28 protein-coding genes are annotated in these 26400 nt (G+C 61.1%); 15 read left to right on the forward strand and 13 right to left on the reverse strand.

The genetic code is table 11. The features are described from left to right. Window positions 1–12: 12 nt before the first annotated feature. From rsmG to ACFOW6_RS12365, 5 genes are all read right to left on the reverse strand, one after another. Complete coding sequence (gene rsmG, locus ACFOW6_RS12345) at window positions 13–651, reverse strand: 16S rRNA (guanine(527)-N(7))-methyltransferase RsmG (RefSeq protein ID WP_382422680.1); 639 nt, start codon at window positions 649–651, stop codon at window positions 13–15. 12 nt (window positions 652–663) lie between these two features. Beyond that, entirely contained in the window at window positions 664–2538 is a 1875-nt protein-coding gene (mnmG, locus tag ACFOW6_RS12350; RefSeq protein ID WP_382422681.1) for a tRNA uridine-5-carboxymethylaminomethyl(34) synthesis enzyme MnmG, read from the reverse strand. Window positions 2539–2616: 78 nt separating this feature from the next. After that, window positions 2617–3972 carry a tRNA uridine-5-carboxymethylaminomethyl(34) synthesis GTPase MnmE gene (gene mnmE, locus ACFOW6_RS12355; RefSeq protein ID WP_382422682.1) on the reverse strand — a complete coding sequence of 452 codons (1356 nt, stop codon included), beginning with the start codon at window positions 3970–3972 and terminating at the stop codon, window positions 2617–2619. Beyond that, window positions 3969–4583: a nitroreductase family protein gene (locus tag ACFOW6_RS12360; protein ID WP_382422683.1), complete on the reverse strand. Its 615-nt coding sequence runs from the start codon at window positions 4581–4583 to the stop codon at window positions 3969–3971. The genes mnmE and ACFOW6_RS12360 overlap by 4 nt, the downstream gene beginning before the upstream one ends. 53 nt (window positions 4584–4636) lie before the next feature. Beyond that, window positions 4637–4909 carry a DUF6489 family protein gene (locus tag ACFOW6_RS12365; protein ID WP_382422684.1) on the reverse strand — a complete coding sequence of 91 codons (273 nt, stop codon included), beginning with the start codon at window positions 4907–4909 and terminating at the stop codon, window positions 4637–4639. Window positions 4910–5024: 115 nt separating this feature from the next. On the opposite strand from ACFOW6_RS12365, the gene ACFOW6_RS12370 reads away from it, so the two are divergent. From ACFOW6_RS12370 to ACFOW6_RS12380, 3 genes are read left to right on the forward strand one after another with little or no spacing between them, the layout of a single operon-like run. Beyond that, complete coding sequence (locus ACFOW6_RS12370) at window positions 5025–7118, forward strand: thioredoxin domain-containing protein (RefSeq protein ID WP_382422685.1); 2094 nt, start codon at window positions 5025–5027, stop codon at window positions 7116–7118. A gap of 50 nt (window positions 7119–7168) precedes the next feature. Then, entirely contained in the window at window positions 7169–7867 is a 699-nt protein-coding gene (locus ACFOW6_RS12375) for a dienelactone hydrolase family protein (protein ID WP_382422686.1), read from the forward strand. 17 nt (window positions 7868–7884) lie between these two features. Beyond that, window positions 7885–8862 carry a quinone oxidoreductase family protein gene (locus ACFOW6_RS12380; RefSeq protein ID WP_382422687.1) on the forward strand — a complete coding sequence of 326 codons (978 nt, stop codon included), beginning with the start codon at window positions 7885–7887 and terminating at the stop codon, window positions 8860–8862. Between the two features lie 136 nt (window positions 8863–8998). On the opposite strand, the gene rho is transcribed toward ACFOW6_RS12380, so the two are convergent. The 4 genes from rho to hemE all read right to left on the reverse strand — a co-directional run bounded on the left by rho (window position 8999) and on the right by hemE (window position 13136). Next, window positions 8999–10255: a transcription termination factor Rho gene (gene rho / locus ACFOW6_RS12385; RefSeq protein ID WP_382422688.1), complete on the reverse strand. Its 1257-nt coding sequence runs from the start codon at window positions 10253–10255 to the stop codon at window positions 8999–9001. A 249-nt stretch (window positions 10256–10504) separates the two neighbouring features. Beyond that, on the reverse strand, window positions 10505–10945 hold the full coding sequence (gene hemJ / locus ACFOW6_RS12390) for a protoporphyrinogen oxidase HemJ (protein WP_382422689.1): 441 nt from the start codon (window positions 10943–10945) through the stop codon (window positions 10505–10507). A gap of 30 nt (window positions 10946–10975) precedes the next feature. After that, complete coding sequence (hemH, locus tag ACFOW6_RS12395) at window positions 10976–12058, reverse strand: ferrochelatase (protein ID WP_382422691.1); 1083 nt, start codon at window positions 12056–12058, stop codon at window positions 10976–10978. A gap of 37 nt (window positions 12059–12095) precedes the next feature. After that, window positions 12096–13136, reverse strand: a complete 1041-nt coding sequence (hemE, locus tag ACFOW6_RS12400) for a uroporphyrinogen decarboxylase (protein WP_382422692.1) — start codon at window positions 13134–13136, stop codon at window positions 12096–12098. Window positions 13137–13567: 431 nt separating this feature from the next. On the opposite strand from hemE, the gene ACFOW6_RS12405 reads away from it, so the two are divergent. From ACFOW6_RS12405 to dnaQ, 5 genes are read left to right on the forward strand one after another with little or no spacing between them, the layout of a single operon-like run. After that, on the forward strand, window positions 13568–14395 hold the full coding sequence (locus ACFOW6_RS12405) for a pyruvate, water dikinase regulatory protein (RefSeq protein ID WP_382422693.1): 828 nt from the start codon (window positions 13568–13570) through the stop codon (window positions 14393–14395). Then, the gene (locus ACFOW6_RS12410; protein WP_382422694.1) at window positions 14392–15021 is read left to right on the forward strand and encodes a Maf family protein; all 630 of its coding nucleotides are present in this window, start codon (window positions 14392–14394) and stop codon (window positions 15019–15021) included. Before ACFOW6_RS12405 ends, ACFOW6_RS12410 begins: the two co-directional genes overlap by 4 nt. Beyond that, on the forward strand, window positions 15018–15869 hold the full coding sequence (locus ACFOW6_RS12415; protein ID WP_382422695.1) for a shikimate dehydrogenase: 852 nt from the start codon (window positions 15018–15020) through the stop codon (window positions 15867–15869). Before ACFOW6_RS12410 ends, ACFOW6_RS12415 begins: the two co-directional genes overlap by 4 nt. Further along, on the forward strand, window positions 15869–16504 hold the full coding sequence (gene coaE / locus ACFOW6_RS12420; protein ID WP_382422696.1) for a dephospho-CoA kinase: 636 nt from the start codon (window positions 15869–15871) through the stop codon (window positions 16502–16504). The genes ACFOW6_RS12415 and coaE overlap by 1 nt, the downstream gene beginning before the upstream one ends. After that, a complete protein-coding gene (gene dnaQ, locus ACFOW6_RS12425; protein WP_382422697.1) occupies window positions 16497–17174 on the forward strand; it encodes a DNA polymerase III subunit epsilon in 678 nt (225 codons plus the stop codon). The genes coaE and dnaQ overlap by 8 nt, the downstream gene beginning before the upstream one ends. A gap of 94 nt (window positions 17175–17268) precedes the next feature. Here dnaQ and secB read toward each other — a convergent pair whose 3' ends face one another. Beyond that, window positions 17269–17850, reverse strand: a complete 582-nt coding sequence (secB, locus tag ACFOW6_RS12430; RefSeq protein WP_382422698.1) for a protein-export chaperone SecB — start codon at window positions 17848–17850, stop codon at window positions 17269–17271. A 107-nt stretch (window positions 17851–17957) separates the two neighbouring features. Further along, on the reverse strand, window positions 17958–18506 hold the full coding sequence (locus ACFOW6_RS12435; RefSeq protein WP_382422699.1) for an FxsA family protein: 549 nt from the start codon (window positions 18504–18506) through the stop codon (window positions 17958–17960). Window positions 18507–18663: 157 nt separating this feature from the next. On the opposite strand from ACFOW6_RS12435, the gene ACFOW6_RS12440 reads away from it, so the two are divergent. The 7 genes from ACFOW6_RS12440 to ACFOW6_RS12470 all read left to right on the forward strand — a co-directional run bounded on the left by ACFOW6_RS12440 (window position 18664) and on the right by ACFOW6_RS12470 (window position 24709). Then, on the forward strand, window positions 18664–19386 hold the full coding sequence (locus ACFOW6_RS12440; RefSeq protein ID WP_382422700.1) for a Tim44/TimA family putative adaptor protein: 723 nt from the start codon (window positions 18664–18666) through the stop codon (window positions 19384–19386). A gap of 40 nt (window positions 19387–19426) precedes the next feature. Then, entirely contained in the window at window positions 19427–20659 is a 1233-nt protein-coding gene (mltA, locus tag ACFOW6_RS12445) for a murein transglycosylase A (RefSeq protein WP_382422701.1), read from the forward strand. A gap of 63 nt (window positions 20660–20722) precedes the next feature. Further along, window positions 20723–21574, forward strand: a complete 852-nt coding sequence (locus ACFOW6_RS12450; protein ID WP_382422702.1) for a (Fe-S)-binding protein — start codon at window positions 20723–20725, stop codon at window positions 21572–21574. Window positions 21575–21579: 5 nt separating this feature from the next. Further along, window positions 21580–23022 (forward strand): LutB/LldF family L-lactate oxidation iron-sulfur protein, encoded by a 1443-nt coding sequence (locus tag ACFOW6_RS12455; RefSeq protein WP_382422703.1) that lies wholly within the window; start codon window positions 21580–21582, stop codon window positions 23020–23022. After that, a complete protein-coding gene (locus tag ACFOW6_RS12460) occupies window positions 23019–23690 on the forward strand; it encodes a LutC/YkgG family protein (protein ID WP_382422704.1) in 672 nt (223 codons plus the stop codon). The genes ACFOW6_RS12455 and ACFOW6_RS12460 overlap by 4 nt, the downstream gene beginning before the upstream one ends. 6 nt (window positions 23691–23696) lie before the next feature. After that, entirely contained in the window at window positions 23697–24311 is a 615-nt protein-coding gene (locus ACFOW6_RS12465) for a Smr/MutS family protein (RefSeq protein ID WP_382422705.1), read from the forward strand. After that, entirely contained in the window at window positions 24308–24709 is a 402-nt protein-coding gene (locus ACFOW6_RS12470; protein WP_382422706.1) for a helix-turn-helix domain-containing protein, read from the forward strand. Before ACFOW6_RS12465 ends, ACFOW6_RS12470 begins: the two co-directional genes overlap by 4 nt. On the opposite strand, the gene ACFOW6_RS12475 is transcribed toward ACFOW6_RS12470, so the two are convergent. Then, a complete protein-coding gene (locus tag ACFOW6_RS12475; protein WP_382422707.1) occupies window positions 24694–25119 on the reverse strand; it encodes an OsmC family protein in 426 nt (141 codons plus the stop codon). The genes ACFOW6_RS12470 and ACFOW6_RS12475 overlap by 16 nt on opposite strands. Before the next feature lie 108 nt (window positions 25120–25227). Continuing rightward, the gene (gene dnaJ / locus ACFOW6_RS12480) at window positions 25228–26376 is read right to left on the reverse strand and encodes a molecular chaperone DnaJ (RefSeq protein WP_382422708.1); all 1149 of its coding nucleotides are present in this window, start codon (window positions 26374–26376) and stop codon (window positions 25228–25230) included. Window positions 26377–26400 lie beyond the last annotated feature (24 nt).

Here is a 26400-nt window from a genome sequence, read left to right on the forward strand (position 1 = left end):
GGCTGTCCCTGGTCAGCTACTGTAAGGACCCAACCGCAGAATGCGTCCCTTGGAATCGGACTCACTGGGAAAAACCTCTGCGCCGGATATATCCAAAGGCATCTTCCCTGCTTTGCGCAGAAGCGTCAATTCCTCATCAAGGCGCGCTCCCTTGAGAAACAGGCAATACCCGCCCGGACGCAGTAAAGGCCGGGCATAATCCACGAGGCGCGGCAATGGAGCGCAGGCCCGTGCCGTTACATAGTCGGCAGTGGGCAGGGAGAGAGAGTCGATGCGCTGGTTATGGATATGCACGGGGGTGCCCGTTTCACGTGAAACCTCGCGCAGGAAAGTACATTTTCTCGCATCCGAGTCCACCAGATGGAACTCGCCTGCAGACATAAGGGCCAGGACCAGTCCCGGAAATCCGGCACCGGAGCCGAGGTCGACCCAGCAGGTGTCCGGACGAACCGCCCGCGGCAGGCAATGCAGCAACTGGGCTGAGTCCAGGAAATGCCGGCGCCAGAGATCTCCGAGTGTATCCCGACTGACCAGGTTGATTGCCTGGTTCCATTTTTCCAGCTTCGCAGCATAGATACGGAAGCGCTCCAATGTTTCACGTGAAACATCGAAGTCGCGCGCAAACGTCTCTTCATTGTAGTCTGTGGCCACTGTGGGATTCCGTCAGGCCGCCACGTCTCGGCGTCGCCGCACGTGCCGCAGCAACAGCAGGCTGGCGGCGGGCGTGACGCCCGGAATACGACCGGCCGCGCCCAATGTGGCCGGCCGAGCCGCCTGGAGCTTTTCCCGAATCTCATTGGACAGACCGGGAATCGCCTCATAATCCAGATCGCTCGGCAACTCCAGGGATTCGTCCTTGCGATAGGCGCGGACATCCGCCTCCTGGCGCTCCAGATACCCTGCGTAACGGGCGTCGATTTCCACCTGTTCGGAGATCGACTTGGACAGGGCGGTCAGTTCGGGCCAATGCCCCTGCAAGCGCGCAAGGGACATGTCCGGATACCGCAAGAGGTCAAACACACTCCGTCGCTGGCCGTCCCGGTTGATACTGAAGCCGGCCTTGCGCAGCTCGTCCGGTGTGGCGTTCAACCCATGGACCAACCGCCGCGCTTCATCCAGCGCATCCATCCGGTCGCGATGAAGCGCTGCCCGCGATGCGCCCACACAGCCCCACACCAGGCCCTTGTCCGTCAGGCGCTGATCGGCATTGTCGGCACGCAGGTGCAGGCGATACTCGGCACGACTGGTGAACATGCGATACGGTTCGGTAACGCCGCGCGTGATCAGGTCGTCGATCAGGACACCGGTATAGGCCTCGGCCCGGTCGAGCTGAACAGGCGTTCGCCGTCCTCCGGCGCGCAGTGCCGCATTGAGCCCTGCCATAAGCCCCTGGGCCGCCGCCTCTTCATAACCGGTGGTCCCGTTGATCTGTCCCGCGAAATAAAGGCCGGGAATTCGCACGGTCTGCAGGTCCGGGCCCAACTCGCGTGGATCGACGTAATCATATTCGATGGCGTAGCCCGGCTGCAGGATTGCTGCGCGCTCTAGCCCCGGAATGGTCTGCAGCAGTGCCTGCTGCACTTCCTCGGGCAGCGAGGTGGAGATCCCGTTGGGATAGACGGTCGAATCGTCGAGCCCTTCCGGCTCCAGAAAGATCTGGTGCCGGTCCCGGTCGGCAAAGCGCACCACCTTGTCCTCGATGGAGGGGCAGTAGCGCGGGCCCGTGGAGCCGATTTGCCCGGAATAGAGTGGAGCCCGGTCGAGATTCTCGCGGATCAGGTCATGGCCTTCCGGCGAGGTATGCGTAATGTGGCACACCACCTGGGGCTGACGGATCGCTTCAGTCATCCAGGAGAATGCCTCCGGCGGGTCGTCGCCGTGTTGCACTTCAAGGCTGCCGTAGTCGATAGTGCGGCCATCCAGCCGCGGTGGCGTGCCTGTCTTGAGGCGCCCCAGGGCGAAGGCTGCCTGTTCCAGCCGCTCGGCCAGACCCCGTGCCGGGGCATCGCCCACACGGCCTGCCGGAATCTGTCGCTCCCCCATGTGAATGAGGCCGCGCAGGAAGGTTCCCGTGGTCAGCACCACACTGCCAGCGCGCAGCTCCTCTCCCTCGGCCGTCACCGCACCGGCGCAGACTCCGTCTTCCACCAGGAGATCCTCGACGGCGGCTTCGTGGATTCGCAGGCCTTCCTGCTCTTCCAGCAGTTCCATGATGGCTTCGCGATAGAGCCTGCGATCTGCCTGCGCGCGCGGGCCGCGTACCGCCGGCCCCTTGCTGCGATTGAGGACGCGGAACTGGATTCCCGCGCGATCGATGGCGCGCCCCATCAGCCCATCCAGTGCATCGATCTCGCGGACCAGGTGACCTTTGCCAAGACCGCCGATGGCTGGATTACAGGACATCACGCCCAGCGTGGATTTCTTGTGGGTTACCAGCAACGTGCGTGCACCGCATCGGGCTGCAGCCGCAGCTGCCTCGCAGCCGGCGTGCCCGCCACCGATTACGAGGACATCCCAAGTTTCTTGAAGTCGTGTCATGGGCGGAAAATGCGCGAGAGACAGCGTTCAAGTCAAGCTAGCAAACGATCCGGTGGCAGCTTGTTTCACGTGAAACCGCTACTTTCCGATACAGAAATCGCGAAAAATCACGTCCAGCAGGTCCTCGACATCCACGCGTCCCGTCAATCGGCCCAGCGCAGTCAGTGCATGGCGAAAGTCCTCGGCCATAAGCGAGACCTCCGGAGCGTCTTCAGCCCGCGCCAATGCCTCGATGCAGGTCTTCAGGCCCTCGCGATGGCGCTCGCGAGTCAGCAGGGCGGAACCCTGCAATCCGCTGGCATAGCTGGCCTCCAGACGCCGCTCCAGAACCTGCAGGAATGCCTCCACCCCCTCCCCGCTGATCACCGACAGGGCATAGGCCGGCTGGCCATCCAGGCTCTCCGGAAGCGGTTCGCTTACGAGATCCTTCTTCGTGATCAGGACGAGAGCCTTGTCGTCCAGCAATTGCAGGCTCCCAGGCTCGGGGGTCCCGATTTCCTGACCATCGAAGAGGACGAGCTTGAGATCGGCCTGGGCGGCCCGCTCGCGGCTCCGGCGCATACCTTCCGCCTCTATAGGATCGATGGCCACGTCGCCACGCAGCCCCGCCGTATCCCCCAGAATCACCGGGAAGCCCGAGATATCCAGCGCCACCTCGATGACGTCCCGGGTCGTGCCCGCAATCTCGGACACTATAGCCGCCTCGCGTTTCGCGAGCGCGTTCAACAGGGAGGACTTCCCGGCATTGGGCGCCCCGAGCAGCGCAATATAGATGCCCTCGCGAATCCGCTCCCCGGCTCGGCTGGTTGCCAGCAACTCTTCCATCTCTGCCCGCAAACCACTGGATTCCGTCAGGCAATCGCTCAGCAGGGTCTCCGGTATCTCCTCCTCGCTGAAGTCGATCGCCGCCTCCACGTGTGCGCTGAGCCGGATCAGGCGGTCCCGCCAGTGCTCGATCCGTTGGGTAAGGGCGCCGTCGAACTGGCGTTGCGCCTGTCGCCGCTGCACTTCCGTCTGGGCATCGATCAGATCGGCCAGACCTTCCACCTCAGTCAGGTCGAGCCTGTCGTTGTCGAACGCCCGCCGTGTGAAATCTCCCGGTCCGGCCGCGCGCAATCGCTCCATGCCCGAGAGCGCACGCAGAACGGCCGCCACCACCGACTGGCTGCCGTGCAGGTGAAGTTCAACACAGTCCTCTCCGGTAAAGCTTGCCGGCGCAGGAAACCAGAGCACAAGGGCGCGATCGAGCAGCTCCTGCGTATCCGGCACTCGCAGGGCTCTCAACCGGGCCTCGCGTGGCGGTGGCAAGGGCCCGGACAGGCCTTCGAGCGCCCCCGCAGCATCCGGACCCGACAGGCGTATCACGGCTACAGCCGAGCGGCCGCCACCCGAAGACAGTGCATAGATCGTGTCCTCAGGCGCGGAAGGGCTCATTGCTGCTCCTGCTCGAGGACCGCGAGCGGTTCCATGTCGCCGGCGCCTGCCCACTGGCGGGTCACCTGCCAGGGCTCCAGCCGCTGCTTGTTCTTCATGGGCTCATTCGGTGTCCCGATATACAGGAAGCCGACCAGCGCATCCTTCTCTTCCAGCCCAAAAGCTGACTTTACCCTTTGGTCGTAGGTGTTGGGACCCGTCAGAAACACTGCGCCATATCCCAGCGCCTCACTCGCCAACAGCATGTTCTGCGCCGCGGCCATGGCGGCCTCACGTTGCTCGACCGCAGGAACCTTGGGGTGATCGGCAAGAATGCGCGCCGCCACAGCGATGATCATCGGCGCGCGCAGCGGCTTGCCGCGCTGGTCCTCCAGTTTCTTGTCCGGCAGATCGGGTTCGCGCTTGGCCGTCGCTTCGACAAAGAGGTCGCCAAGGCGCGCACGTGCCTCTCCCGTGATCACGAAAAACCGCCAGGGACGTATGGCGCCGTGATCGGGCGCAGTCAGGCCGGCCCGCAGGATCCGGTCGAGTTCCTCCGCGCTGGGCGCTGGTGCGGCAAGCTTCTTGGCGTCGGCGGACCGACGGCCGAGCAACAGGCTCATGGCATCCATGCTGGTTGTCTCCGGTTGGTTCTCAGGAAAACGAAGAGGCTCCGTAGCCGGTCTCAGCTGTCGTTGCCTTCCCGGCCAGATCCCCCGTCCCGGCCGCCACCGCCGGAGAAGTGGTTCCAGAAGGCCTTCTGGAATTGCTCCCAGCCCTGCATCGAGCCTGGCAACCAGGTCTTGTAGAGGGTCTCCGGATCCATGGACTGCAATCCGGAGAGCATGCGTTTTTCGATTTCTTCCATGGCCGCCTTCTGCATCGGCGCAACGTCTGGCAGCCCCAGAAAGGCTCGGGCCTCCTCGGGTGTGCAGTCAATGTCGATCGTGATCTTCATGGAACCGGCTCCTGCTCGCAAAGAATTCTGGCAAGGAAAAACTGATGCTGTGCTTGTTCATCCCGACCCTTCACCTCCATATAAGGCGAAATCGAGCAGCGCGCAAAGGAAGCCCATGACCGAACAGCACGCGGCCCAGCAAAATCGTCTTGCTCAAGAGACCAGTCCCTATCTCCTGCAGCACCGGAACAATCCCGTCGAGTGGTATCCCTGGGGCACGGAAGCACTGGACAAGGCACGTCGCGAGAACAAGCCGATCCTGCTTTCCGTGGGATACGCCGCCTGCCACTGGTGCCATGTCATGGCCCATGAGTCCTTCGAGGATCCCGAAGTCGCCGCCCAGATGAACCGCCTGTTCGTGAACATCAAGGTGGATCGCGAGGAACGCCCCGACCTGGACGGTATCTACCAGTCGGCGCTGGCGCTTCTCGGCGAACAGGGCGGCTGGCCCTTGACCATGTTCCTCACCCCCAGGGGCGAGCCGTTCTGGGGTGGAACCTACTTCCCCGCGGCAGCGCGTTTCGGGCGGCCCGGCTTTACCGACGTCCTCCAGGCCATGTCCCAGGCCTATCACGAGAAACCCGAAGCGGTTCAGCAGAACGTCTCTGCCCTTCATGAAGCCCTACAGAAACTTTCCAGCCCGGAAGCTGGACAGGGCATCTCCCTGCAGGCGCACGACCTGGCCGCCCGTAGCCTGGTGCGCCATATCGATCCCGTGGAGGGTGGCCTGGGCAGTGCCCCGAAGTTTCCTCAACCTCCCATCCTCAAGCTCCTGTGGCTGGCCGGCCTGCGCAGCGGACGGGAAGAGGAAAGGAATGCCGTTCTGAGAACGCTGGAACGAATGAGCCAGGGCGGGATCTATGACCATCTGGGCGGCGGCTATGCCCGGTATGCCACGGACGACAAGTGGCTGGTCCCGCATTTCGAGAAGATGCTCTACGACAACGCCCAGATCCTCGACCTGCTGAACGAGGCCTGGAAGGAGACCGCAAACCTGCTCTATGCCCGCCGCATCCACGAGACGGTGGACTGGATGCTGCGGGAAATGCGGGCCCAACGCGAGCCGGGTGGAGAACTCTGCGGTGGTTTTGCCAGCTCGCTCGATGCGGACAGCGAGGGCGAGGAAGGTCGTTTCTACGTGTGGAGCGAGGAAGAAATCGATCGGATCCTCGGCAAGGAGGCTCCGCTCTTCAAGGAAGTCTACGACGTGCGCCCAGGAGGCAACTGGGAAGGAAAGACCATCCTGAACCGCTCCATGCATTCCGAATTCCGTTCCGATGACGAGGAAGACCGGCTTGCCACAGCCCGAGAGCTCTTGTTCCAGGAACGCAGCCAACGGGTTCGCCCGGGCTGGGACGATAAGGTTCTGGCCGACTGGAATGGGTTGACCATCGCGGCACTGGCGCGGGTTGCCTTCACCTTCCGGCGATCCGACTGGCTCGCAACGGCGGAGGCGGCTTTCGCCTTCGTACGGGATGAAATGTCGGATGGCGACCGGCTGTTTCATAGCTGGAGGTACGGCCAGCTTCAGCACAAGGGCATGCTGGACGACTACGCGCAGATGGCATCCGCCGCCCTGACGCTCCATGAAATCACCGGCCAAAGCAACTACCTGGAGCAGGCCGAACGCTGGGTGGACAGCATCGAGCGCCATTTCCGGGATTCCGCGAACGGCGGCTATTTCATCACAGCCGATGACAGCGACGACGTGGTGATCCGACCCAAGAACGCCCACGACAATGCCGTCCCCTCCGGCAACGGAACGCTGGCCGATGTCTTGGCGCGACTCTATCACCTGACAGGTAACGACCAATACCTCCAGCGCTGTGAGGAATTGCTCACCGTCTTCTCGGGCGAGCTGGAACGCACGGTCTTTCCCTACGCCACGCTGCTGAATGCCGCAGTAATGCTTCAGGATGCCCTGCAGCTGGTCTTGATGGCCGGCGAGGACGCACAGGACGACAGCCTTCTCGAAACGATCGCGACCACCAGTGCGCCGCACAAGGCCCTCCTTCAGCCCAAGTCCGTGGACAGCCTGCCGCCGCTGCATCCGGCAGCAGGCAAGACGGCTGTGGATGGACGTGCAACAGTCTACCTCTGTCGCGGTCAGAGTTGCTCACTTCCCTTGCAAGACACTGCACAGCTGCGTCAATCTCTGCTCGACGAACGCTTGGCATTTCAAGCGGATATTTCTGCTTCGACACCCTGAGCGCAGGAACCCCGCTTTCCCGCGCTCTCTGGAAAAGGAGAATATACCCCATGACCGATGTGAAGATCACTTCCAAGGACGGCAGTGGCAGTTTTGCCGGTTATCTCGCAAAACCGAAAAGCACCCCCGCCCCTGGCATCGTCGTCATTCAGGAGATTTTCGGTGTGAACAAGGTCATGCAGGATATCTGCGACTGGCTGGCCGGCGAAGGCTATCTGGCCTGTTGTCCGGACCTGTTCTGGCGTCTCGAACCCGGGGTACAGCTTACCGACCAGACCGAAGAGGAATGGCAGCAGGCCTTCGGCTATATGCAGCGCTTCGATGTGGACAAGGGTGTGGAAGACTTACAGGCCACCGCGGATTTCCTACGCAATCAGAACACCTGTACAGGCAAGGTCGGTTCCATCGGATACTGCCTCGGCGGCAAGCTTGCCTTCATGATGGCAACGCGAACCGATGCCGATGCCAACGTCAGCTACTACGGTGTGGGTCTAGATGCTCTGCTGGGTGAAGCCGGTTCGATCAAGAACCCGCTTCTGCTGCATATCGCCTCCGAGGACGAATTCTTCCCGGCCGAGGGGCGCGAGAAGGTCCAGACGGAGCTCGCCGACCATCCCCAGGTCACCATGCATGTCTACGAGGGCAACAACCACGCCTTCGCCCGTGAAGGCGGCAAGCACTATGATCCTGAGGCCGCGGAGACTGCAAACAGTCGCACGCTGGCTTTCCTGAAATCGAATCTGAGCTGAGCCGGGAGGCCGCCGACATGACCAAAGCCATTCGCCTTTACGAGCATGGTGGTCCCGAGGTTTTTGTCTGGGAGGATATTGATCTGCCGGCCCCCGGTCGGAGCGAGGTGCGCCTGAAGCACTCGGCCGTGGGCCTGAATTACATCGATGTCTATCACCGCACGGGCCTCTACCCGACCGGCGAGCCTCCGGTCACCATCGGCCTGGAAGGCGCTGGCACGGTCCAGGCACTCGGCGATGGCGTCGACGATCTCGAGGTGGGGATGCGCGTTGCGTACGCCTCCCCACCCATTGGCTCCTATGCCGAGGAGCGCAACATGCCGGCCGACCGCCTGGTCAGGCTGCCCGAGGCCATCGATGATCAGACAGCGGCGGCCATGATGCTGCAGGGCATGACGGTACAGTATCTGATCCGGCGCACCTATCGCGTGAAAGCCGGTGAAACCGTGCTGTTCCACGCGGCTGCCGGAGGGGTGGGCCTGATCGCCTGCCAGTGGCTGAAAGCACTGGGCGTACAGGTGATTGGCACGGTCGGTTCGGAGGAGAAGGCGGAACTGGCTCGGGCGCATGGCTGTGCCCACACCATCAATTACCGCGAAGAGGATGTCGTGGACCGCGTGAAAGAGCTAACACACGGTGTCGGCGTTCCCGTGGTCTATGATTCCATCGGCAAGGAGACCTTCGAACGCTCCCTGGACTGCCTGCAGCCCATGGGCATGATGGTCTCTTTCGGCAATGCATCCGGTCCCGTCGAGGATTTCAACCTCGGCATGCTGGCATCGCGGGGGTCTCTTTATGTCACTCGCCCGTCGCTTATGACCTACACTGCCAAGCGGGCCGATCTCGTGGCCAGCGCGAATGAACTGTTCGAGGTGGTCCAGTCCGGTGCCGTGAAGATCGAGATCAACCAGAGCTACCCGCTTTCGGAAACTGCCCAGGCTCATCGCGATCTCGAAGACCGCAAGACCACGGGCTCGACAGTCTTGCTTCCCTAAATGGGAAAGCGGCCGGAACCAAGCATCACATCCCTATTTGCGATCAATGGAACGCCGTAGCCTGCTGTTCCCGATTGTGCGCCCTGCCTGGCCTGTGCCGGAAGCCGCTGACTTGATCGCAAGGAGAGTGCCTTGCCTATTGGTTCATGGACGCAAAGAAGTCGGCGTTGTTCTTGGATTGCTTGAGCTTGTCGAGCAGGAATTCCATGGAATCCACGGTGCCCATCGGCATGAGGATGCGCCGCAGGACCCACATCTTCGATAGCGTGTTCTTGTCGACCAGCATCTCTTCCTTGCGGGTGCCCGACTTGGCGATGTCGATGGCCGGGAAGGTCCGCTTGTCCGCAAGCTTGCGATCCAGCACGATTTCCGAGTTGCCGGTGCCTTTGAACTCCTCGAAGATGACCTCGTCCATGCGGCTGCCGGTATCAACCAGAGCCGTCCCGATGATGGTCAGGCTGCCGCCCTCCTCGATATTGCGCGCAGCACCGAAGAAGCGCTTCGGGCGCTGCAAGGCGTTGGCGTCCACACCCCCCGTCAGAACCTTGCCGGAGGAGGGAACCACGGTGTTGTAGGCGCGTGCCAGGCGCGTGATCGAGTCCAGCAGGATGACCACATCCTTCTTGTGCTCAACGAGACGCTTGGCCTTCTCGATGACCATTTCGGCCACCTGCACATGGCGCTGGGCCGGCTCGTCGAAAGTCGAGGAGACAACCTCACCCTTCACCGAACGGTCCATGTCGGTCACCTCTTCCGGCCGCTCGTCGATCAGCAGGACAATCATGTAGATATCAGGGTGATTCGTGGCGATGGACCGTGCCAGGTTCTGCAGGATCATGGTTTTTCCGGTACGCGGCGGTGCCACGATCAGTCCACGCTGGCCCTTGCCCAGGGGCGTTGTCAGATCAATCACGCGGCTCGTCATGTCCCGGATCGTCGGATCCTCGACTTCCAGACTCAGCTTCTCTTCCGGATAGAGCGGGGTCAGGTTGTCGAAGTTGATCCGGTGGCGCGTGGCTTCGGTGGGATCGAAATTGATCGAGTTGACCTTGAGCAGCGCAAAGTAACGCTCACCGTCCTTCGGTGAGCGGATTTCCCCCTCGACCGTATCGCCGGTGCGCAGGCCGAAACGGCGGACCTGGCTGGGACTGACATAGATGTCATCCGGACCAGGAAGGTAGTTCGCCTCGGGACTACGCAGGAAACCGAACCCGTCCGGCAGGACCTCCAAAACACCCGATCCATATATGGCAACATCATTTTCAGCCAGCTGCTTGAGAATGGCAAACATCATGTCCTGTTTGCGCAGGGTGCCTGCATTCTCGATTTCGAGCTCTTCCGCGAAGGCCAGAAGGTCGGCCGGTGATTTGGCTTTGAGTTCTGCGAGATTCATGTGGGTGCTCTGACGCGCTTTGGCTTTGAAGGCCGGCGAGCGAGGATCAAGATCGCTCTATCGCTGAAGGGAAGGGTTTTTCGTATTGCGGATCAGGAAAGCATGCCGATCAACCCGGCGGCACTCGATATTGCGGATCCGCTTTCATTTTTGAAGGGGAATCGCACAGGAAGTCTGACCTGCACTTCCCTAGAGCCATATCCGAAACACTTGGGCAAGTCAAGCGCCCGGAAGGATGCCCTGGTATTTTCAGAAAGGTTTGGCGACGGCCAGCAAGACGATCAGAATCATCAGTACTGTGGGAATTTCGTTCATGAATCGATAGAAACGAGCAGGATGTCGATTGCGGTCCGCTTCGAAATCCTTTCTCCAGCGTGACAGGACTCCGTGCATGGCGAACATGCCCAGAACCAGCAGAAGCTTGGCATGTAGCCAGCCCTGCTGGAAGATGCCGGGAGTTGTCAGCAAAAGCAGTCCGAACACGAGACTGGCGATCATTGCCGGTGTGGTTATGGCTCGCAGAAGGCGTCGTTCCATGACCTTGAAGGTTTCCGAACTTTCCGTCCCCGGTTCGGTTCCCGCATGATAGACGAAAAGGCGAGGCAAATAGAGCAGGCCCGCCATCCAGGCAATCACGGAAATCACGTGCAGGGCCTTGATCCAAGGGTATGCCTCAGCAAGCCAGTTCATGACCTGTCCTCTCCAAGGGAGTGCTGTCGTTCAAATCCAGCCTGCAAGCTCACGCCTCAGGAGTCCAGTCAGCATGTCGATATGCGCCTGACTGTCATTGAGGCAAGGAATGTACGTGAAGTCCTCACCTCCGTTCTCGAGGAAAGTCTCGCGCAAGCCGATATTCAATTCCTCCAGCGTTTCCACGCAATCCGCTGCAAATCCGGGACTGATTATGGCCAGGCGTTTCGTCCCCTGCCGGGCCAGGTCGGCTGTCGTGACGTCCGCATAAGGCTGAAGCCATTCCTTGGGCCCGAAGCGTGACTGGAAGACGATCTGTAAAGGAGGACAGTCATTACCGAGATGTTCGCTCATATAGCTGCTCAGCAGACGCGCCGTTTTCTGGCAGTGACAGTGATAGGGATCACCCTTGTCCAGATTCTCTCTCGGAAGTCCATGAAACGAGACAAGTATTCTTTCCGGCCATTGAGATCGCTGTGCCAGATGCTCGCGAATACTCGCGCCGAGTGCTGCTATATAGGCCGGTTCATCATGGTATGGGGGGGCTGTTCTCAGGCTGGGTTGCCAGCGTAATCTCATCATGGTCCTGTAAACCGTGTCGCAGGCCGAAGCCGTTGTCGCTGCGCTGTACTGCGGATACAGCGGAAAGACCAGGATCCGGCGGCAACCTGACTCGTTCAAATGCATGAAGCGGTCTTCAATGGAGGGTGTCCCATATCGCATGGCCCAGTCCACGAGCACCTCCGGGGCTGTTTCCTCGTTTCCCGTGAAACACTGCGCAATCTCTTCGGCCTGTCTGCGCGTGATCGTGCGGAGTGGCGATTCATTCTGTTCGTGATTCCAGATCTTCTCATAGGCTTCACCGCTGCGTTGCGGCCGCCGGCTCAGGATCACGGCTTGCAAGAGCGGTTGCCAGAGCAGGCGCGGCAACTCGATCACGCGGCGATCGCTCAGGAACTGCGAGAGATAGCGACGCATCGAACGATAGTCCGTGCCATCGGGTGTCCCCAGATTAACGAGGAGAATCCCCACCTTCCCTTGAGCTACCTCGGGGTGATCTGCAGGCAAGACGTCGGGAGCTGTGTGCTGCTGGTAGTTGCTGGTTTCCGTCATTTTCACATAGCTATGCCGGTTGCCCCGTGAGGAAAGGTCAGGTCGGCGCCTGTGCGCTTTTGCCGCGAATGATTTCCATGAGTTCCGTCACATGTTCAGGCGGTGTCGTCTTGTCGATTCCGTGTCCCAGATTGAAAATGAATGGACCCTCATCCAGCATCCTCAGGAGACTTTCCGCTGCGCTCTCCATCGCTCTTCCCCCGGCAACGAGACAGGCCGGATCGAGATTGCCCTGCAACGTGACATGGGGCTGAAGAACATCCCGGGCCCAGCGCAATGGCACAGAGCTGTCGAGCGACAGGGCCTGGGCACCACTCTCTACGGCACAAGCTTCATAGAGGACGCCGGCCCCGCGTGGAAAATAGATGACCGGGACTTCCGGATATGACTCGTGAACGCGCTCAATGATCCTGCGACACGGCTCGAGGGACCAACGCCGGAATTCTGCTTCCGGCCAGATTCCTGCCCAGGAATCAAATAATTGGACTGCTTCCGCCCCAGCCGAAACCTGATGAACCAGATAGTCAGACGTCACGTCAACCAACAGCTCTATCAATCGGGCAAAGCTATTGGGATCCCGATAGGCCCAGAGCCGAGACTTCAAGAAATCCCGGCTGGATCCGCCCTCGATCATATAGCTGGCAACGGTCCAGGGAGCTCCCGCAAAGCCGATCCGCGTCACCGTTGCCGGCACGCTTTCTTGAAGGCGTTCCAAGGTCTGGTAGACAGGATGGAGATGTTCATGGAAATGGCGGGTTGTCAGCCGATTGAGATCGTCTGCCGAGTCCAGCGCTTCAAGTCGCGGACCCGTGCCTTCCTCGAACCAGAGCTTTTGTCCCAGGGCCTCCGCAACAACCAGGATATCGGAAAAGAGGATTGCCCCATCCATTCCAAAACGGTGGACAGGCTGCAACGTGACCTTCTCAGCCAACTCCGGTGTTTTGCATAGGTCGAGAAAACTGCCTGCCCTGGAACGAACTTCACGGTACTCGGGGAGATAGCGCCCCGCTTGGCGCATGAACCAGACAGGTGGAGGGGAAAGGATATTGCCCTTCAGGGCCTGGAGCAACGGTTTCAAGGAATAGCGTCCACTTCTCGAACCTGGGAAAGGGATCCACAGTTCTAATATCAATCATTCTATTTAAAAAGGAATCTGGAGTCGTTGTAGGATGGGGGAAAGTCGGGGATTATTTTCCATCCTCAGGAAAGTCCACAGTTTCCTCTTCTGCTGGAAAGGGGTGGCTTCCCTGTGCAGAAATTTGTTGGAAGACTGGTGTTCTTCGTGAAAACGATGGCTATGTGAGCACTGTGGATCGTGGGGAAAACAATGGGCTGTCCGATCCTTGGTATATTCTGTCCCCTGTTTGAGAGTTTTCCACCACTGAGGATTCACAAGGTATAACTCTCCGTGCGGAATCCGCCAGAACGGTGATGCTTTTTCAGAAGGCTTTGATCGAAGGCCAGTTATCCCCATAATCCTTGTCTTACCCACCCATGTCCGTGGAGCACATGAACGCAGAGCATCATCTTCATCTGGTCTCCGATTCCACAGGGGAGACCGTCAATAGCGTGGCTCGGGCCTGTGTTGCTCAGTTCGAGGGAATCGAGCCACAGGAACATGTCTGGACCCTGGTCCGGACCCGAGGTCATGTGGAGAAGATCGTCGATAACATCCGACGAGAACCTGGACCCGTGATCTACACCATGGTGGACGAGGATCTGCGGCGGCTGCTCGAAAAGAACTGTCATGCCATGGGTGTGCCCTGTGTTGCCGTACTGGATCCCGTAATCCATGCCTTGGGTCTGCATTATGAACGTACCAGTGCCGGGCGGCCCGGAAAGCAGCATACCCTGGACAACGAGTACTTCGACCGCATCGAAGCCATGAATTTTGCACTGGCCCATGATGATGGACAAATGTACGAGGATCTCAGTGCGGCGGATGTTGCATTGGTCGGCGTCTCCCGTACCTCCAAGACTCCTACTTGCGTCTATTTGGCCCAGCGGGGCATCCGAGCAGCGAACGTACCCTATGTGCCAGGCGTGCCATTGCCCGATGCGTTGTTCAGGCTGGAGCGGACGCTCATTATCGGCCTGACCAAGGATCCGGCACGACTGGTGGATATCCGGCGAAGTCGCTTGAGAGTCATGAATGATCAGGAGGAGGCCGGAAAGTACGCCGATATCGATGCGGTGACCGAAGAGGTCAAGGAAGCCCGGCGTCTCTATGCGCGCCATCACTGGCCGGTGATCGATGTCACCCGCCGTTCCATAGAGGAAACGGCGGCCGCCATTCTCACTCTCTATCAGCGCCATCGCGCGAAGGCAGCTGAATGACTGTCAACGCCCGTTTCTTGGCAGAGGATAGCTCTCAGGTCGTACTAGCATCCGCCAGCTCCTCACGAAAGCAACTCCTGGAAAATGCCGGTCTCCCCGTTGAATGCCATGCTGCCGCCATCGACGAGAACGAGATCAAGCGGTCTCTGGCAGCAGAGGGTGCGTCGGCTTTACAGACGGCAGAAACCCTGGCGGAGCTGAAGGCGGGGCGGATCAGTCGCAGTTGGCCGGGTGCCCTGGTTATCGGGGCGGATCAGATGCTGGACTGTAACGGAACCTGGTTCGACAAACCTGGCGACAGGGATCAGGCCACGGGACACCTGAAGGCATTGAGTGGGCGTACGCATACATTGGAAACATCCGTATGCGTCGTGCGGGACAATGAACGTCTCTGGCACCACAACGAAACTGCCCGTCTCACCATGCGGAGCTTTGATGATGATTTCATCGCACGCTATCTTGATCTCTCGGGTGAGGCCATACTGAATTCAGTGGGAGGCTATTGCCTGGAAGGTTATGGAGTCCATCTCTTTGCTCGCGTGGAAGGAGACTTCTTTACCATCCTGGGACTTCCATTGCTGCCGCTACTGGGGTTTCTGCGTGATCGAGGAGCCGTAAGAGGATGATTCTGTCTGGAAAAAGCCGTATTGCCGGTGTTCTGGGTTGGCCGGTCAGCCATTCACGCTCGCCCAGGTTGCAGAATCATTGGCTTGAACGCTACGAGATCGATGGCGCCTACATCCCCCTACCCGTACGTCCCGAGAGCTTTGCCTCCGCTGTCACCACACTGGCAAGCTTGGGATTTTGCGGAGCGAATGTAACGGTTCCCCACAAGGAGGCGGCGTTGCGCGTCTGCGACGAGGTTACCAGCAGTGCCAGACGCATCGGGGCCGTCAATACGCTCTTCTTTGAAGAGGGGCGCATCCTGGGGGACAATACCGATGCTTATGGCTTTATCCAGAACCTCTTCGAAGGCTGTTCCCAATGGCAAGCAACGGCGGGCCCGGCCGTGGTTCTGGGAGCTGGCGGTGCCGCGCGAGCACTTTGCGTAGCCCTGCTTGACGCCGGTGCGCCGGAGATTCGGCTCGTCAATCGGACGAAGGAGCGTGCGGACAGGCTGGCGGACAGCCTTCGTCAGAATGGCGATGGCGCACAGCTGGAGATCGGCGTCTGGGGAGATTGGGACAAAGTCTGTGCCGACGCCAATCTTCTGGTCAATGCCACCAGTCTCGGCATGACCGGCCAACCGGCTCTGGGGATCGATCTCTCCGCCCTGCCCACAACGGCCCTGGTCAACGATATCGTCTATACGCCGTTGGAAACCGAGCTCCTTGCAACTGCCCGGCAGCGCGGGAACAGGGTCGTAGACGGTCTCGGCATGCTGTTGCACCAGGCCGTTCCCGGCTTTAGCCGCTGGTTCGGACAAACCCCCGATGTGGATGAGGATCTGCGCCGCTTCGTGCTGGAGGCGTAATGCGTGTCCTCGGGCTGACAGGCTCCATAGGCATGGGAAAGACAACGGCGGCCCGTATGCTACGCCGTCTCGGCGTGCCGGTACATGACGCAGACGGAGCTGTCCATCGGCTGTTCGCGGCCGGCGGCAAGGCCGTCCTGCCGATTTCCCGGGAATTTCCGGAAACCATTGTAGACGGGGCCGTGGATCGGCAGCGGCTTGGCGCACGGGTCTTCCAGGATCCGGCCGCCCTTCGGCGACTGGAAAGCGTGATTCATCCTCTGGTGCGGCAGGAAGCGCTGGATTTCCTGAAACGTCAGCGCAGGCGCCGTGCGGCTCTAGTGGTCCTGGACATTCCCCTGCTCTTCGAGACGGGAGGTGAAGCACTGTGTGATGCAGTCATCGTTGTCAGTGCCCCCCGGCGCCTCCAGCGCCAGAGAGTTATGCGACGTGCCGGCATGAGCGAGGAACGCTTCCAGGCGATCCTGGCGCGCCAGGTCCCGGATGAAGTCAAGCGCAAGCGAGCCGACTTCGTGGTACGGACCGGGTCCAGCAAGGCCATGACCTATCGCCAGCTTTCGCATATTGTACGTCGCATGCGCCGGGGAGGTCCCGGCAAATCCAAGGCGGGAAGGACAGGGACCGTTCATGCGTGAAATCGTGCTTGATACCGAAACCACAGGCCTGGATCCCGAAGCCGGTCACAGGATCATCGAAATCGGCTGTGTGGAGCTGGAAAACCACGTTCCCACGACACGGAACCTGCAGCTCTATCTGAATCCGGACCGCGATATCCCCGAAGACTCCTTCAGGGTGCATGGACTGAGTTTCGAGTTCCTGGCGGACAAACCGCGCTTTTCCGATGTGGCACAGCAGTTCCTGGAATTCATCGCCGAGGCACCCCTGGTGATTCACAATGCGGACTTCGACCTCAAGTTCCTGAATGCGGAACTGGCACGCAGCGGCCTTCCGCCTATCCCAGCGGATCGTGCGATCGATACCGTGAAGATTGCTCGTCAGCGTTTTCCCGGCGCCCAAGCCAGTCTGGATGCTCTCTGCCGGAGGTTTGAGATCGATTTGAGTGAACGCAGTCTGCACGGAGCTCTGCTGGACTGCCAGTTACTGGCCGCAGTGTATCTGGAATTGCGGGGTGGACGGCAGCCTGGATTGATCCTGGCGGAGGAGAAAGGCCAGGAGGCCTCTACGAGCGAGCTCCGCGCCGATCGTCCGCCACGTCCACCGCGTCCACACAGCCCCAGTCAGGCGGAGCAGGAGGCACACGCCCGCATGCTGGAAAAACTGAAGGATCCTCTCTGGTCAAGCTGAGGAGCCGTTGCTCCCGACTGCTAAAGGCGCGAGGCGAGGCCCGGTTTCCGTACGTCTGTCGAACAGGGCTCGCCGTCGCTCCCGCATCCCATGATCAGCTTTGCTGATTTTCGCCGTTTCCGGTGCTGGCGCCATTGCCTTCCTGGCCGTCCCCGGACGCAGCCGCTTCGCGTGCCTTGCGTTGGCGATAGAGCTGCACGAAATCGACGGGATTGATGAGAACCGGCGGAAAGCCGCCCTCACGGGTGGTATCGGCCACTGCACGCCGTGCAAAGGGAAAGAGCATAGCGGCGCAGTCGATGAGCAGAACCTGCTCGACGCGTTCATCCGGGACCACCTGGCCCACAGTCACCACGCCGGCGTATTCCAGTTCGACCATGAAGGCGGTGCGCTCTTCCTGCTCGGTCTTCTGCTTGGCGGTGACCTTGAGATTGAGCACCACCTCGTAAATACGGTCCTGCAAAGGCCGTGCCCCGACATTCAGCTGGATGTCGAGATTGGGCGACTGGCCCGTGTTGGTGAGGATGGTCGGTGCATTCGGGCTTTCGAAGGAAAGGTCCTTGAGATACTGCACATGGACAGTAACCGGGGCTTCCCTGCCGCCCTGTTGCTGGTCCTGGGGATTCGCACCGGCAGGCGATGCGCCGGGAGTGGTGCCGGGAGTCGTGTCATTCATGAGAGAGGCCTCTTCTCTGGGCAGGAATTACATAAGTCTTCGGAAATCCGGTGCCGGTTGGCTAGCATGGAACCGGTCGGCGGCACAAGCGCCACAGCCGGTTCCTCCTACCGGACCCATTTGCTGCCGCCCGACTTTCCCGAACGATCGTCATCGTCGGACCGCTTGTCGTGGATTTCCCGGTGCTCGTCCTCTTTTTCCTGTCGCTCCTCCTCGCCAGTGACGTCCACGTAGTCGGCATCGATGGTCCGATCATCATCTCTCTGGCGATACTGGCCATAACCATGGGCGGACATGCTGCGCACCTGGATGTTGCGGCCCAGGATCCTGCGCAACCAGGTGCGCACGGGCGGAACGAAAAGCAGCAAGCCGATCGCGTCCGTGAAAAAGCCGGGGACCAGCAGCAGGACCCCTGCGATCACGAGACACAGGGCGTCGAAGAGCTCGCGGGCCGGAACCTCGCCACGATCCATTTCTGCGCGAGCGCGCGCCAGTGTTACCAACCCCTGGATGCGCAGCAGGGCTGTTCCTGCCAGGGCGGTAAGGACGATGGCAGCCAGTGTTGGCCACAATCCAATCCAGTCCCCGAGCTGGATAAAAAGAGCGATTTCGACCAGGGGGATGACGATAAAGGCGAGAAGTATGTAAAGGGCCATGCTTGTTCTTTCCTTGATGCTCCCCTATGTACTGGGGTAGAGACCAAAGGATGACAAGGTCTGTTGCTTGTTTCACACATGCGGATCGGCACAGGGGACGCTCGGTGAGGCCGGCCGCTCCCGACCAGACCTGCGCCGGTCATGAACAGGATATCTGATGGGCGAAGGCTTTCAACTTCTCGACATTATTCTCTTCGCAGCGATTGCGGCCTTCCTTATCCTGCGTCTGCGCTCTGTCCTGGGTCGTCGAAACGGGAATGAATCGCGTCCCGATTTCGATCCCTTCAAGCAGAATCAGGAAGAGCATAGCGGACAAAGCCAGGGCCAGGGCCGCAAGGGCGAGGAAAAGGTCGTCCCAATGCCCAACCGTGAAGGCGGCGATCAGGCTGCCCCCAATCAGAGTCAGACGGAATTCCGGACCGAAGGTCCCGCGGCAGCCGGCCTGACGCAGATCAAGCTGGCCGACAGTTCCTTCGACGAACAAGGCTTTCTGGAAGGTGCTCGCGCAGCCTTCGAGATGATCGTCTCGGCTTTTGCGGCTGGAGACCGGGAAACTCTGCGTGGCCTTCTCGCCGACCAGGTTTACGAGGATTTCTCGAACGCCATCGACGAACGTGAAAAGAACAACGAGACGCTGCAGACGACCATCGTCAGCATCAAATCCGCTGATATCGTCGATGCCCGGCTGGAGAACCGTGTTGCCTCCATCGATGTGAAGTTCGTCAGTGAGCAGATCAACGTGACCCGTGACGAAGAGGATCGCATCATCGAAGGCGATCCCAACGAGATCATCAAGATCACGGATATCTGGACCTTCGAGCGGAACACGCGCAACCGCGATCCAAACTGGGCGCTGACGGCCACGGAAAGCCCGACCTGAGTTTCAGCCTGAGTAAGGGTTCTTCCATGAGCAGTGGTGGATGAGTGTGTTCCGAAATCTTGTGACGGTCGTTCTGGCGGTCGTGCTGCTGTCGGCTTGCCAGGTGCTTCCGCCTCCCGATGGCGAAAAGGAAGAACCAGCAGGTCCCGAGGAAGCTGAGGTCGTGTTCCAACCGGCCAGCTTCACAGATCTCCCGGGCTGGCGGGACGACCGTTTTCTAGAAGCCCTGCCCGCTATGCGTCGGTCCTGTTCACGGCTGGTCCAGCAGCCTGCCGAGCGCAGTCTAGGGCCCAGGGGACAGGCCGGAACCATCGCTGACTGGCGGGGCCCCTGCGAGGCGCTCCGCAGCCAGAATTTTGCCACAGATGACGAACTGCGCCGTTTCCTGGAAGCGAACTTCCGCCCCTTTTCGGTTGAAGGCCGGCCCAGGCAGGACGGACTGTTCACGGGGTATTACGAGGCGGAGATCGAAGCCTCCCGCACGCGCGGTAATGGATATGATGTCCCCCTACATGCGCCGCCGGACGATCTGGTGACGGCGGACCTGGGTGCCTTCGATCCCGAGCTGGGTGGAGAAAGGCTGGTCGGTCGCGTCACCGAGGGGGCCTTCCAGCCCTATCATTCCCGGGCCGAGATCGAGGAGGGTGCGCTGCAAGGCAAGTCGGAGGTTCTGCTCTGGGGCAAGGATCCCGTAGACGTTTTCTTCCTGCATATCCAGGGATCGGGCGTGGCCACGCTGCCCGACGGGCGCCGACAGCGCATTGGATTTGCCGCTTCGAACGGGCGGTCCTTCTACGCCATCGGGCGCGCCTTGATCGAGGAGGGAGCCGTCTCCCGCAACGAGGCTTCCATGCAGTCCATTCGCCAATGGCTCCAGGACAACCCGGATCGCGCGGACGCTCTCATGCGACGCAACAAACGCTATATCTTCTTCCGTGAGATCGACGAAGACGGCCCGATCGGAGCCCAGGGCGTTCCCCTGACCGCGGGTCGCTCCCTGGCCGTGGATCGCGACTTCCTGCCCCTGGGGGTTCCGTTGTGGCTGGAAACCAACTGGCCGAACAGCCAGGCCCAGCTTTCACGCCTGATGGTGGCGCAGGATACCGGCAGCGCCATTACGGGCCCCGTGCGCGGAGATTTCTTCTGGGGCAGCGGGGAAGAGGCCTTCGAGCGCGCCGGCCGCATGAAGGAAGCGGGGCGCTACTGGATCCTTCTGCCGGACGCCGTTGCTGAGCGGGTCGTGGCCCAGGGCTCCGTGAAACCGGAGAGCTGAACCTCCGGCTTGTCTTTTGCAAGTGGTCATACCATTGTTGCGACAGGGAGAAACAGTTTGTCCATGAACCAAGAAACGAAGCCGGAAACTTCGTCTGCCGAAAATCTTTCCGGACAAGCAGACACGGCACCCCGCGTCGGGCTCTTCATTACCTGCCTCGTCGATCTTTTCCGCCCCTCCGTGGGGTTTTCCGCCGTGTCCCTGCTGGAGGAGGCAGGCTGCACGGTAGAGGTCCCCTACAACCAGACCTGCTGCGGTCAGCCGGCCTACAATTCCGGTGATCGAGCGGATGCCCAGGCCATTGCCCGATCGATAGTGGAGGCGTTCCGCGGCTATGACTACGTGGTGGCCCCCTCGGGGTCCTGCGCGGCCATGATCCGGGAACACTATCCGCGCCTGTTCCGCGATGCCCCCGATCTCCTGCCGGCGGTGGAGGATCTGGCCTCCCGGACCTACGAATTGACAACCTTCCTGGTGGATATCCGTGGCTACAGCCCGGTTGGACGGAGCCACGAAGGGACCGTGACCTATCATGACGGCTGTTCCGGCCTGCGCGAGCTGGGTGTTTCGGATCAGCCCCGGCACCTGCTGCGGGAGGTCGAGGAACTGACGATGAATGAACTTGCGGACCGTGAGGTCTGTTGCGGTTTCGGGGGCACCTTCTGCGTGAAGTATCCTGATATCTCCAACGCCATGGTGGAGGACAAGTGCCGGGCGGTCGACGCCAGCGGTGCGGACTTGCTGCTGGCCGGGGAACTGGGCTGCCTGATGAACATTGCGGGTAAGCTGCGCCGTCAGGGCTCTACAGTGGCCGTCAGGCATGTGGCTGAGGTTCTGGCCGGCAACCTGGACAGTCCGCCGATCGGTGGAGCTGTAGACGAAGCACACGGAAATTCACGGAGCAGGAACGGATAGCGGTCATGCAGTCGACCAGCCGCAATTTCAAGGAAAATGCCCGTCACGCCCTGGCGGACGAACAGCTGCAGAAGGCTATGGGCAACGTTAAGCGCGGTTTCATCGGCAAGCGGCAGGCTGCCGTAGACAAACTGCCGGAGTTCGAGGAACTGCGCGATGCAGGTCGTGCGGTCAAGGACCATACCCTCGCACACCTGGATCACTACCTGGAACGCTATGAGGCCCGGGTTCACGAGGACGGCGGACAGGTTCACTGGTGTGAGACGGCCGAGGAGGCCCGCAACGCGATCCTGGAGATATGCCGACGGCGCGGAGCGCGCAGCGTCACCAAGGGAAAATCCATGGTGGCCGAGGAGATCGGCCTGAACGACTTTCTGGAAGCTCAGGATATCGAGCCCGTGGAAACGGATCTGGGCGAATACATCATCCAACTGCGCCATGAGGCCCCCAGCCACATCATTGCGCCGGCCGTTCATCTCAACAAGGAGCAGGTGGCCGACGACTTTCGCCGGGTACACAGGACCCTGCCCGACAACCGTGACCTCAGCCAGCCCGCCCAGCTGGTCGAGGAAGCGCGGACCATGTTGCGCCAGCGCTACCTCGATGCCGATGTGGGGATCACCGGTGCCAACCTCCTGATCGCCGAGACCGGCAGCAGCGTGATCGTGACCAACGAAGGCAACGGCGACCTGACCCAGGCCCTGCCGCAGGTTCATATCGTCATCGCAAGCATCGAAAAGGTCGTACCAACGCTGGAGGATGCCTCGACCATCCTGCGCCTGCTGGCGCGCTCGGCAACGGGTCAGGAGTTCTCCAGCTACACCACCTTCTCCACGGGTCCCAAACGCGCCGAGGACGCCGACGGACCGGAGGAATATCACGTAATCCTGCTCGACAACGGGCGCTCAGCCATGCTGGGAAGCGAATTCGAGGAGATGCTGCGCTGTATCAAGTGCGGCGCCTGTCTCAACCACTGTCCCGTCTATCATGCCGTGGGCGGCCACGCCTATGGCTGGGTCTACCCCGGTCCCATGGGAGCCGTGCTCACGCCGGCCCTGACAGGAGTCGAGGAGGCCGGGCACCTACCGAATGCGTCCAGCTTCTGCGGGCGCTGTGAAGCCGTCTGTCCCATGCGCATCCCCTTGCCCAAGATGATGCGGCACTGGCGCGAGCAGGAGTATGAGCGCCACCTGACCCCTTCTGCCGCCCGCACGGGTCTGTCCTTCTGGGCTTTCTTCGCGCGCCGGCCGGCACTCTATCATGCCGCCAACCGCCTGGTGATGCCGCTGCTCGGCTGGCTGGGCCGGCGTCGCGGTCGCCTGTCACGTCTGCCCCTGGCTTCGGGCTGGACGGATCATCGTGACCTGCCGGCACCGGAAGGGGCGACCTTCCAGCAGCTCTGGGCCAGACAGGGCCGTCAGTCCAGGCCCCGGGAGAAACGGTCGTGACGGACAGCCGAAACCGCATCCTGGAGCATATCCGTCGCAGCCGCGCCGCCGTGAAGGATGAAGTGGTTGACCGGCGGCTCTCCGAGCATCCGCGGGGCCCGATCCCGGCCCGTGGGCTTCTGCCAAGCGCTGAGAGGCTGGCGCTGTTCACCGAGCAGGCATGTTCCGTGGAGGCCACGGTTTCGCGCCTGGCCACGGTTCGGGACATTCCCGAGGCCGTCGCGGAGTATCTTCGCGAGCGCAACCTGCCCGCCACTCTTCGCCTGGCTCCGGACCGTGCCCTTATCGAGCTGCCCTGGGCTGAAAAGGCCTCCGGTCTCGAGGTGTATTCCGGCCGGGCAGAAGCCGACGATGCCGTCTCCCTCGTACCGGCTTATGCCGGCGTGGCCGAAACGGGCACGCTCATCCTGCATTCCGGCGCCGAACGGCCGACGGGTCTGAACTTCCTGCCGGATACCCATATCGTGACACTGGAGGCGAAGGATATTGTCGGGACCTACGAAGAAATCTGGGACCGCCTGCGCCATCTTCATGACGGACGCCTGCCGCGTACGGTCAACATGATCACCGGTCCGTCGCGAACGGCGGACATCGAACAGACGATTCAGCTTGGCGCCCACGGGCCACGGCGGTTACACATCCTCGTGATCGGAGATCCAGAGGATTGATCAAGCATGTCCGGGCGGGGAAAAACGGGGCTCAGCCGTGAAGAGGCGCGCCTCTGGAAACATGTGGTGCGCGATGCCCGCCCCTTGCCGGGACGCGCCCGGCTGAAGGGGTCGGTTGCCCATCCTGGCCAGGAGGATCGCGACAACCAGGCCAGCGAGACGTCCAGCAGCGACGAAACGGCGGGAAAGGCGAAGATGCCCAGTTCCCTGCCACCGCGGAAAGTCGCTCCGAAACGCAGCCAGTCTACCCCGGAACTCTCCCATGGCATGATGGCCGGCATTGATCGGCGTTCCGCCGAGCGCATGCGCCGCGGCAAGATGCCAATCGAAGCCCGGTTGGACCTTCATGGGCTGGATCAGCAGAAAGCGCACGGCGAGCTCGATGGTTTCCTGGCACGTGCCCAGGCCCAGGGCCTGCGCTGCGTCCTGGTGATCACGGGAAAGGGGCGCTTCAGCGACGAAGGCGGGGTGTTGCGCAAGCAGGTTCCCAAGTGGCTGAACCTCTCGGCCAATCGTAACCGGGTCCTGGCCTTCGACTATGCCAGGCCCCAGCATGGCGGCTCCGGGGCTCTCTATGTCCTCCTGCGCCGTCAGCGGGAAACGGGGGAGCGAGGCTCATGACTCCCTTCGGCGCCAAGCTGCGCCGTCTGCGCGAACAGCGAAGCCTCAGCCTCAAGGACATGGCTGTGGCCCTCGAGGTTTCCCCGGCCTATCTCTCTGCGCTGGAACATGGTCACAGGGGAAAGCCCAGCTTGCACCTGATTCATGCCGTCTGTCAGTACCTCGGCATCATCTGGGATGAAGCAGAGGAACTGGAACGCCTGGCCGAACTGTCTCATCCTCGCGTGGTCATAGACACCTCCGGTCTCACTCCGGAGGCGACGGAACTAGCCAACCGGCTCGCCGAGACCGTCACCACACTTTCGCAGGAGCGGCTTGCCACCCTGTTGGCGGTGCTACGCGAGGATGAGACCACGGAGACACTGCGACAGAAAGTCTCCGATCAGGACTCCAGCTGACTTTCGAGCGTGATCTCGGCCTTCATCAGCTTCGAGACGGGGCATCCCGTCTTGGCCCGATCAGCCGCGGCGTCGAAGTCGTCCTTGCTGGCACCAGGGACCTTGGCCTTCACGTCCAGATGGATCTTCGTGATGGCGAAGCCCTCCTCGACCTTGTCCAGCGTGACCGAGGCACGCGTCTCCACGCTTTCCGGAGACAGGCCAGCGCCCGCAAGCTCATTGGACAGGGCCATGGAATAGCAGCCGGCATGCGCGGCGGCGATCAACTCTTCGGGATTGGTTCCCTTGCCTTCCTCGAAGCGGGTGGAAAAGGAATACTGGCTGTTCTCCAGAACACCGCTTTCACTGGAAATCTGGCCCTTGCCACCCTTCAGGTCGCCGGTCCACACGGCAGATGCACTGCGTTTCATGTCACACTCCCTTCTCTATCTTCTATGGAGATCATGTGGGCGTTTGCAGCTACAGGTCCAGAGGGACCGCTGTGACGATTGTACGCTGCCATGCACACCGAGCCTGGCTCAGTCGCGCAAGTCCTCGAAGAACTCTTTCACGCGCGAGAAGAAGCCATGGCTTTCCGGATGGTGCGTGTCGTTGTCCTCCCCGGATTCCTCGCGGAACTCCTCCAGAAGTTCACGCTGGCGCTTGGTCAGGTTGACGGGCACCTCGACGGAAACCTGTATGTAGAGATCGCCCTTGGCGTTGGAGCGCAGCACCGGCATGCCCTTGCCCTTCATGCGGAACTGGGTTCCGGACTGGCTGCCGGCGGGGATGTTCAGTTTGGCCCGACCACCATTCATGGTGGGCACCTCGATCTCGCCGCCCAGCGCTGCCGTAGTCATGGGCACGGGTACGCGACAGAACAGATTGGCGCCGTCGCGCTGGAAGAAGCGATGCGGCTTGATGGCGAGAAAGATGTAGAGGTCACCCGGAGGAGCTCCGCGCAGGCCGGCCTCGCCCTCGTTGGCCAGGCGAATTCGCGTCCCATCCTCGACACCGGGCGGGATGTTGAGCTGCAGGGTCTTTTCCTTGTGCAGGCGCCCCACGCCTTCGCAGTCGTCACAGGGATCCTCGATCACCTTGCCTTGACCGTGACAACTGGGGCAGGCCCGCTCGATGGTGAAGAAACCCTGCTGCATGCGCACACGACCGCGACTGCCGCAGGTCGGACAGGTCACCGGTTTCGAGCCGGGCTGGGCGCCGCTGCCCTCACAGCTCTCGCAGGCCACCCAGGTGGGTACGTTGATCTGTGTGTCCTTGCCGTTGAAGGCGTCCTCAAGGGCAATCTCGAGATTGAAACGCAGGTCGGCACCATGGGGTGCGCCGCCGCCTCGACGGCCGCCACCCATCATGTCGCCGAACATTTCGTCGAAGATGTCCGCGAAGCCCTCGAAACCGAAACCGCCGGGGCCACCACCGCCGCCGGGTCGTCCGCCACCGCCCTGTTCGAAGGCGGCATGACCGAAACGATCATATGTGGCACGACTGTCGCTGTCCTTCAGGACCGCATAGGCTTCGTTGATTTCCTTGAACTTGACTTCGGCCTCGCTGTCATCCGGGTTGCGGTCCGGATGATATTCCATCGCGAGTTTGCGGTAGGCTCTCTTGATCTCGTCGTCATCCGCATTGCGGCTGACGCCCAGGATTTCATAGTAATCTCGTTTTGCCATGGCTCAGGTTGCACGGTCCCTTGG

The organism is Fodinicurvata halophila, assembly GCF_042651425.1.
GTDB classification, from domain to species: domain Bacteria; phylum Pseudomonadota; class Alphaproteobacteria; order Kiloniellales; family DSM-21159; genus Fodinicurvata; species Fodinicurvata halophila.